This window comes from Pedobacter steynii, from assembly GCF_900103665.1.
Taxonomy (GTDB): domain Bacteria; phylum Bacteroidota; class Bacteroidia; order Sphingobacteriales; family Sphingobacteriaceae; genus Pedobacter; species Pedobacter steynii.
In genome coordinates, this window is the sequence record NZ_FNGY01000010.1 from 295,174 (window position 1) to 302,974 (window position 7,801).

A 7,801-nucleotide genomic window follows, 5' to 3' on the forward strand; every position below is an offset into this window, starting at 1 on the left:
ATGATTATGAAAAGATTAGCTAAAAATATATGTATCGTCATCGGCTTAAGCTCGCTTATGCTGTTGGGCTCCTGTAAAAAGTGGCTTGACGTACAGCCTGAAGATAAGTTCACCGAGAAGCAGATTTTTGCGACACCCCAGGGAATTTCTGATGCCCTGAACGGGATCTATCTGGACATGGGTAAAACCAAGCTTTACGGTGCAACCCTAACGAGTACTATCCTGGATATATTTGCCCAGCGTTATAATGTGAGTACGCTTCACAACCTCACAAAATACCAATCCTATACCTATGATGATAAAGATGTAAAGGCGAGGCTGGACAACATCTGGACCAACGCCTATATCAATGTCGTCAATGCAAATAAATTCATTAAAAACCTGGATGTCTATCCCGGAGTGCTCGATCCCCAGACCGATTCTTTGTTCCGGGGAGAAGCCTATGCCTTAAGGGCTTTTCTGCAATTTGATCTTTTGCGGATGTACGGCCCGGTTTATAGCACTGCGGATTCTTTGAAAACTGCGATTCCTTATTATACAGAAGCCGGAACCGAAGTCAACCCGATTCTGCCTGCAAATGAGGTGATGCAGAAAGTTGTCACAGATCTTAAAAAAGCAGAAAGTTTGTTGCTTTCGGATCCGATCAGAACAAAGGGAGTGGTAAGGTCGTCTGACAAAGATTACCTGACTTACCGCAACTATCGCATCAATTATTTCGCAGTTAAAGGTCTTCAGGCCCGCGTATATCTGTATCGGGGAGATAAAATTTCAGCTGCTGCTGCGGCCAAAGAAGTGATCAGCAATACGACAAAATTTCCATGGATTACTTCCGGGAATATCCTGTCTGATAAATCAAATCCTGACCGGGTATTCTCTACTGAGATTCTTTTTGGCCTGCAAAGCTTAGACTTGTACGACAACTACAGGGCTTATTTTGCACCTGATTTGCAGGATAAAGAAGTACTTGCTCCCCTGGACAGTCGTTTAAAAAGTACGTTCGAAAGTAATGAAAATGACTACCGCTATAATCCCAACTGGATACTGACGGGGATAGGAGGAAAGGGCTACAAGACGTTTTTTAAGTATGCGGATATCAATGATAAAAAATTGATCTATCGCCTTACGGTTCCCCTGATCAGGATAAGTGAAGTCTATTATATTGCCGCAGAAAGCGAACAAAATGTCGCTTACCTGAATACCGTACGGAACAATAGGGGCTTACTGAATCTGCCGGGAACAGCAACACTGACTACAGAGCTGCAGAAAGAATATCAAAAGGAATTCTTTGGTGAAGGCCAGCTTTGGTATTATTATAAGAGAAGAAATCTCAGTCCTATTCCAAATCCTTTAGTGGCGAGCGGAAATATCACCATGAACGCGACTAAATACGTGTTCCCTTTACCACTGTCCGAACTCACTCCCCGATAATTTAATCCAGACCATTATGAAAAAATATATATACATCGTTATTGCACTGGTAGCTATAGGAAGCCTGTTCAGTGCATGTAAGAAAGATCTGAAAACCTTTGAGGGAGAAACAGGGATTTACTTTTTACCATCTGTCTTCATCTGGGAAAAAAAGGCCGCTGGAGACAGTACAGTGATTTCCTTCTCCTATGCTAAAAGTACGTTGAAGGACTCTGTTATTCAGATTCCGGTAATGATCTCCGGGCCAACTTCAACAAAAGACAGAGACTTTAAGCTGACCATAGATCCGCTATCTACCGCAATTCCTGATACACATTATAAGATCCTGAATGAAAAATTTACGATCCCTGCAAATGGGCAAGCTGCCATTGTCAGTATCATGCTGCATCGTACCGCAGATATGTTAACCAGGGATTATGTAATGATCCTGAACCTGGAAAGTAATGAGAATTTTAAAACGACGATGAGGGATCGCGTTCTGGATGCAGCAACGGGTAAAAAGATCAGTTACATCAGGTACAAAATCCGCCTCAATGATATTTTAAAAAAACCAGCGGCCTGGCTTGATTCCTACCTGGGCCCATTTAGCCGGAAGAAACTATTCCTAATGGCAGAGACGGCAGAGATTAAAAACATAGGGGACCTTGATAATACCATGCTGACCTCTATCTCTAAAGTGGTGTTCTATGGTACTTTCATGCAGCGTTACCTGAACGAAATGAAAGCCTCAGGAAAAACCATTTATGAAGAGGATGGAAAAGAAATGAGAATGGGAGATGCAGTTCAGTAATTCCTTAAACTAAAATTTAGATCAAAAGATGTTAAACTATAGATATTTTAAACAGGCATTACTCTTTGTAATGCTGTTTGTCAGCTTTTCCTGTAGAAAGGACCTCGGTAATTACAATTATGAAGAGATCAACTCAGTTGATTTTGGAGGAATAGATAAGACCTATAATGCGATGCTGGGTGAAAGATTTAAGATCAGCCCGGTGCTCAAATTTACGAAAGATGAGAGCAATGATGAACAGGCCTATTCCTATCAATGGCTCGCCATGCGAAGAGGAGAGGCATTGAATTCAGAAATCAGAAAAGAGCTGGCAACGACGCGTAACCTGGATGTGGTGGTCAAAATTCCTTCGGGTAATTATGATGTGTACTATATCGTAACCGATAAAAAGACGGGAGTTGCCTACCGGACAACTTTCAGGTTAACGGTACAGACCAGTATCTATGAAGGCTGGATGGTCCTGAATGATGTAAATGGAGCAGCCAGGCTGGACATGATTTCGAAGATTAATAACATTTATACTCCTGTAACTGATGTCCTGGGCTCAACCGGGTCAGAATTGTCTTTAAAAGGTAAACCCCTGGATGTTCATTGTTATCCTTATAACTTCAGTACCTATGGTATTTATCTTTCTACAGATAAAGGAACCAATAGGATCGATCCGGAGACCTTTAAATGGAAGAATACCTTCAATATTAAATATGAGATGGTCGCTAATGTTCCTGACGATTTTCACGCCGATTTTATGGCTTCGACAGAGCATCCTAATGGAGCTGGCACTTCCTACATGTTCTCTGCCGGAAATGTCTATTATTATTATTACATATATCAGATCAATTATGGGGTACCCATTAATCTGGTTAAAGAAGAATCGGTTCCATTTAATGCTGCGCCATTTATTGCCAGATCACTCTCCAGTTCAACCCTGATAGCCAACGCGGTGCTGTTTGATGTGAATAAAAGGAGGTTTGTAAGACACCTCAATAATGAGTCTACCTGTACAACGATGCCTACGATGGACAACGCATTGTTTGATTATAATAATGTTGGAAAAGACCTGATTTATATGGACTATTCTCCTTTTAATGGAGGAGACGTATTTGCCATACTTAAAGGGGGAGATGGTAAGGTTTATCTCGCCCGATTTAACCTGGTTACCGCGATCCAGACGTATTATGCGGAAATTACAGGAGCGGAAATCGGTAATGCAGACAAATTTACTGTTAATCCAATATATGGTTATCTGTTTTACAGTGTGGGAGGCAAGGTATATGAATATGATATGTCTTTAAAGACCAGTAAGCTGATGCTGGATAAAGGAGCAGAAAAAATCAGTCTGATTAAGTTTCAAAAATTTGTAAACGGAGGAAGTTCCCGTCCTTATTACGAAAGCAGAAAGAATCAATTGATGGTTTGTTCTTATGATCCCGCATTACCCGCGGAGCGTAATGGCAAAATGGAACTTTACGTTGTCCCTTCCCTAAATGGCGACCTGACCCTGGGAGAAAGTTATTCCGGCTTTGGTAAAATCGTTAGCGTCAGCTATAGGGAACGTTAGGCCATAACCGCATTTATACATACAAATCTAAAATTTATAAACAATGAACATAAAAACAATAATTAGCGCAGCAATCCTGTCGCTATTCATCACTGCGTCATCGGCGCAAATGCCGGTTGAAGTAAACGGGCTGCTAAAAAAAGAAAGAATAACACCGGTTAAGCTGTTTAAAGTAACAGAGGGTAAAATGGTAGAAATTGCCAATACGCTGCCGGAAGAGAAAGGTAAATTCGGATTCATTTTTTATCCCGAATACGAGGGCTTATATGTGATCGGAACCGGAACTGCAGTCGCGCCGAACGACAATTATAAGTTTTATTTTAAGGGTGGGGAGCAATTGTCACTTTCCATTCTGGATTCCAGTTATGTACTTACCGGGAAACTGAATTCTAAAGAAAATGTATTGCTGACTCAATGGCATGACTTTGTTTTTCCCCTGGAGCATAAGGCCGTTAATTTTTCGAAAGTGCAGAGTACCTTTGTCGATTTTTTCCCTCAGCTGGAAGATATCGCTGCAAAATCTAAATCTTTTTTAAAAGGAAAGACCACCGGAAATGCAAAGTTTGACCAGCGGATGAAAGCCTATGTGACTTTTGATATGGCTTTTTATGCGGCTAATTTCCTCCAGACACCACGTACGGCACATCCTTCAATGGAAGAATGGAGCCCTTACTACAGCACACTTAAGGCGCAGGATTTTGCAACAAATGCAGGCTTATTGTACAGCAATCCATGGGGCAGACGTATGCTTTCTTCATTGATCTCGATCAACTTGAGACAGCAAAAGGGGAAATTTGAAGGAGGTCTGGCAGGCCTCAAAAATGCCCTGGCCTGTTTGCCGAATGATACTTTAAAGGGAGATGTGGTATTGGATCAAGCGGAGCGTCTTATTAGCCATAGCGAATATAAGGAACTGATCGATGCTTATGGCAAATATGTGATCACCAAAAGTCAGAAGAAAAGAAACATGGATATCCTGGCGCCTTTGGCTTTATTAAAGCCTGGTGATGCTGCGTTTAAATTCTCCTATCCTGATAAAGAAGGGAAAACAGTGACAATGGATGATTTGAAAGGAAAAGTAGTTTTGGTAGACGTCTGGGCCACCTGGTGTGGGCCATGTAAGGCAGAAATTCCTCATTTGAAAAAGCTGGAGGAGGAAATGAAAGGCACTGATGTTGCTATTGTCAGCATCTCCGTAGATGTAGCGAAGGATAAAGATAAATGGCTTAAAATGATCGCTGATGATCATTTGGGAGGTACTCAGCTATTTGCCTCAGGTTGGGGGGATCTTGCTCAATATTATAAGATCACCGGAATTCCGCGCTTTATGGTCTTCGACAGACAAGGTAAAATTGTGACGGTTGATGCGCCAAGACCTTCCGGTCCGGAGCTCAAAGCTTTACTGGAAAAAACATTGGCAAAATAGTTTTTACAAAGTATTCTGCTTTGTAATCGATTGTTTTTAATGGCTGGCCTGACCTGGGCCAGCCCATTTATCATCTTAAATTTCTATGAACAATAAATATAAATTATGCCTCCTCTTCATGTTGTTGGCATTGTTGCCGGATCAGTATGTCCGGGCCCAACAACAAATGGCTTCAACATCGGGACTGAAGGCCAAAATTCCTTTTGAAATGGACAATGGTGCAATTATCCTGAGGGTTAAGATTAATGGAAGTCAGCGGCCGTTGAAATTATTGTTTGATACCGGCGCAGACGGGATGGCGCTGAGTCAGGATTTGGCAGATGCTATTGGTTTAAAGGTGTCGAGAACACAAAAGGCATCGGTGGTAGGGGGGAACATGGAGATCTCTGTTTCGGAGGGAAACGTGGTACACCTGGATTCCTTTGACTTGCCTAACCAAAGCATCGCGATCTTTAAAGAGTTGCATAAAGGAACGGACGGAATCATTGGTAATATCATTACCAGAAGCTATGTTACGAAGGTGGACTTTGATAAAAAGGAGCTCTCTTTATATGATTTTGAAGGTTATCAGTATGAACAGAAAGGAACTGTGGTTCCGATCACCAGCCCTGACGGATTGTTCATTATTCCCGGCACCTTAAGTATTGCCGGGGGGCAGGCACATCAGGCAGAATTTGTGTTTGATACAGGAGCTGGCTATAGCGTGATTTGTTTTCGTCAATTCGTAAAAAAGAACAGGTTGCTGGTTAGCGGATTTAAACCGGAATATCATGGGAGTACCAGCAGTATGGGGATGACGACACCGACTTTTACAGGTAAAGCAGCCTCTTTTTCTTTCTCAAATATGCCGGTGATTAAAGAAATACCGGTTACGCTAATGGCTGGAGGTGGACAAAGCGAAGACTGGAATCCCGGATTTGACGGTTCCATAGGCCTAAGGTTAATCAGCAGGTATAACTTTACCATCAATCTGAAGAAAAAGGAAATCCAGCTTGTTGCAAATAAAAGCTATGATTATCCCCATGATTTTGCAATTGGGGGATATCTTTTTGGTTTTGATAATGAGGGAACGCTGATGGTACAAGGACTAACCGATAAGGAAAACCCTGCCTTGAACCTTAAACAAGGAGCCCGGCTGAAATCTTTGAATGGGCTGTCCGCTTCGCAGTTGTTAAAAGACAGAAAACAGCTGGACAAACTTCTGGCCATGCCATCGGGTACAAACTATATGATCGAATCTGTTCTTAACGGACAGACGTTTAAAGATACCATCGCGAAATAAATATAGTTTTCAAAGACACTTTAATGGATTTAATGATGAAAATATCTAAAATATGCGGATTGTTATTGCTGCTCATAGTGAGCATCCGGCTAAATGCTCAGGAAAGCCAGTTTGTGAAAACGAACTCTCTGGAGGAACTATTTACAAAAGCAAAAAAAGAACATAAATTGGTGTTCATCGATAGTTATTTTGTCGGATGTCATCCCTGTAAAGAAATGGACGATGAAGTCTTTCCGCTTTCGGCCGTCATGAAATTAATGAAGGAGAACTTTGTGAGTGTGAAAATTGATTTTATGGCGGAGGAACTGGGGAAAATATTACAATTAAAATATGCCGTTACGGGTTTTCCGACTTTCCTGATTTTAAATGAGAAAGGACAACTGATCTCCAGATTTTCCGGATATCAGGAAGCAGATGTATTTCAGAAATTACTGGGAGAATCTATCCTGAAATCTAAAAAAGAAACGGTGTTAGCTGGATTTAGCCCTTCAATTCAGGTAGCTCAGCCTGATTTTTATACGGCCATGTTCAAAGCGCGTCAACCGATGAAAGCAGAGGTCGTTGCTGCTTATCTGGACCAAACTAAGGACGCATTGGCGGAGCCTGCCGCGATCCCGTTTTTAGCCATCAGAAGCGTCAATAAAAAATGGGACGACTATTTCCTTAAAAACTATGCGTTGTTCGAAGAGAAGTACAGTAAAGAGCTGATTTGGGGGAAACGGACGGCCATTATGAATGTGAGATTGAAAGCACTGGGCAATACCCGGAATGATGACCATTTTAATGCTTTTCTGACAGAGGTCAGGCCATTTTTTTCTGAAAAAGACTGGGCCTATGCAAAGGTCGACATGGCCGAAGCCTATTATTACAATATCCATAAGGACCATAAATCATTTTTCAGGTATGCTGCGGAGAATTACAATGATGATGACAATAAAATTCGTTACCTGTCCATGTATTTGACCGGCCCTGCAGTTGATGCTGAGGAAAAAGAATTGTTTGTAAAATGGATGAAAAAGGTAGTCAATATGGATGCTTCTTATTCCGTTCTTGCTGTTGCTGTCAGGCTGATGTTGGAACAAAATGATAAAGAGGCGGCGAAAAAGTACGCAGAATGGGGATTGATAAAAGCCAGACTGTTAAAGAAAGACGGCACTTATTTTCAGCATGCGCTTTAACGGGTTTTCCGTTCGTGACAGGTTCGGGAGAACGGCGGGACAGCTGTCGATTCCTAAAAAGGCTATACACAAAAACAGTGTATGGAACTAACAGAAACAGAATTTATCATTTCAAAAAACAGGGGTAAAGGTCAGCCCT

At 41.7% G+C, this 7,801-nt stretch carries 6 protein-coding genes; all 6 read left to right on the plus strand.

Features of this window, described 5'->3' with window-relative positions; translation table 11 throughout:
• The first annotated feature begins 6 nt into the window (after nucleotides 1-6).
• The 6 genes from BLQ87_RS25575 to BLQ87_RS25600 all read left to right on the plus strand — a co-directional run bounded on the left by BLQ87_RS25575 (nucleotide 7) and on the right by BLQ87_RS25600 (nucleotide 7,662).
• Nucleotides 7-1,428 (plus strand): RagB/SusD family nutrient uptake outer membrane protein, encoded by a 1,422-nt coding sequence (locus BLQ87_RS25575; RefSeq protein ID WP_172664958.1) that lies wholly within the window; start codon nucleotides 7-9, stop codon nucleotides 1,426-1,428.
• Between the two features lie 16 nt (nucleotides 1,429-1,444).
• Entirely contained in the window at nucleotides 1,445-2,218 is a 774-nt protein-coding gene (locus BLQ87_RS25580) for a DUF4843 domain-containing protein (protein ID WP_074611755.1), read from the plus strand.
• A gap of 28 nt (nucleotides 2,219-2,246) precedes the next feature.
• Nucleotides 2,247-3,776, plus strand: a complete 1,530-nt coding sequence (locus BLQ87_RS25585) for a PKD-like family lipoprotein (RefSeq protein WP_083362053.1) — start codon at nucleotides 2,247-2,249, stop codon at nucleotides 3,774-3,776.
• A gap of 43 nt (nucleotides 3,777-3,819) precedes the next feature.
• Nucleotides 3,820-5,202 carry a TlpA family protein disulfide reductase gene (locus BLQ87_RS25590; RefSeq protein WP_083362054.1) on the plus strand — a complete coding sequence of 461 codons (1,383 nt, stop codon included), beginning with the start codon at nucleotides 3,820-3,822 and terminating at the stop codon, nucleotides 5,200-5,202.
• Between the two features lie 85 nt (nucleotides 5,203-5,287).
• On the plus strand, nucleotides 5,288-6,484 hold the full coding sequence (locus tag BLQ87_RS25595; protein WP_074611757.1) for a retropepsin-like aspartic protease: 1,197 nt from the start codon (nucleotides 5,288-5,290) through the stop codon (nucleotides 6,482-6,484).
• A 32-nt stretch (nucleotides 6,485-6,516) separates the two neighbouring features.
• Nucleotides 6,517-7,662: a thioredoxin family protein gene (locus BLQ87_RS25600; RefSeq protein WP_172664957.1), complete on the plus strand. Its 1,146-nt coding sequence runs from the start codon at nucleotides 6,517-6,519 to the stop codon at nucleotides 7,660-7,662.
• The last annotated feature ends 139 nt before the right edge of the window (nucleotides 7,663-7,801 follow it).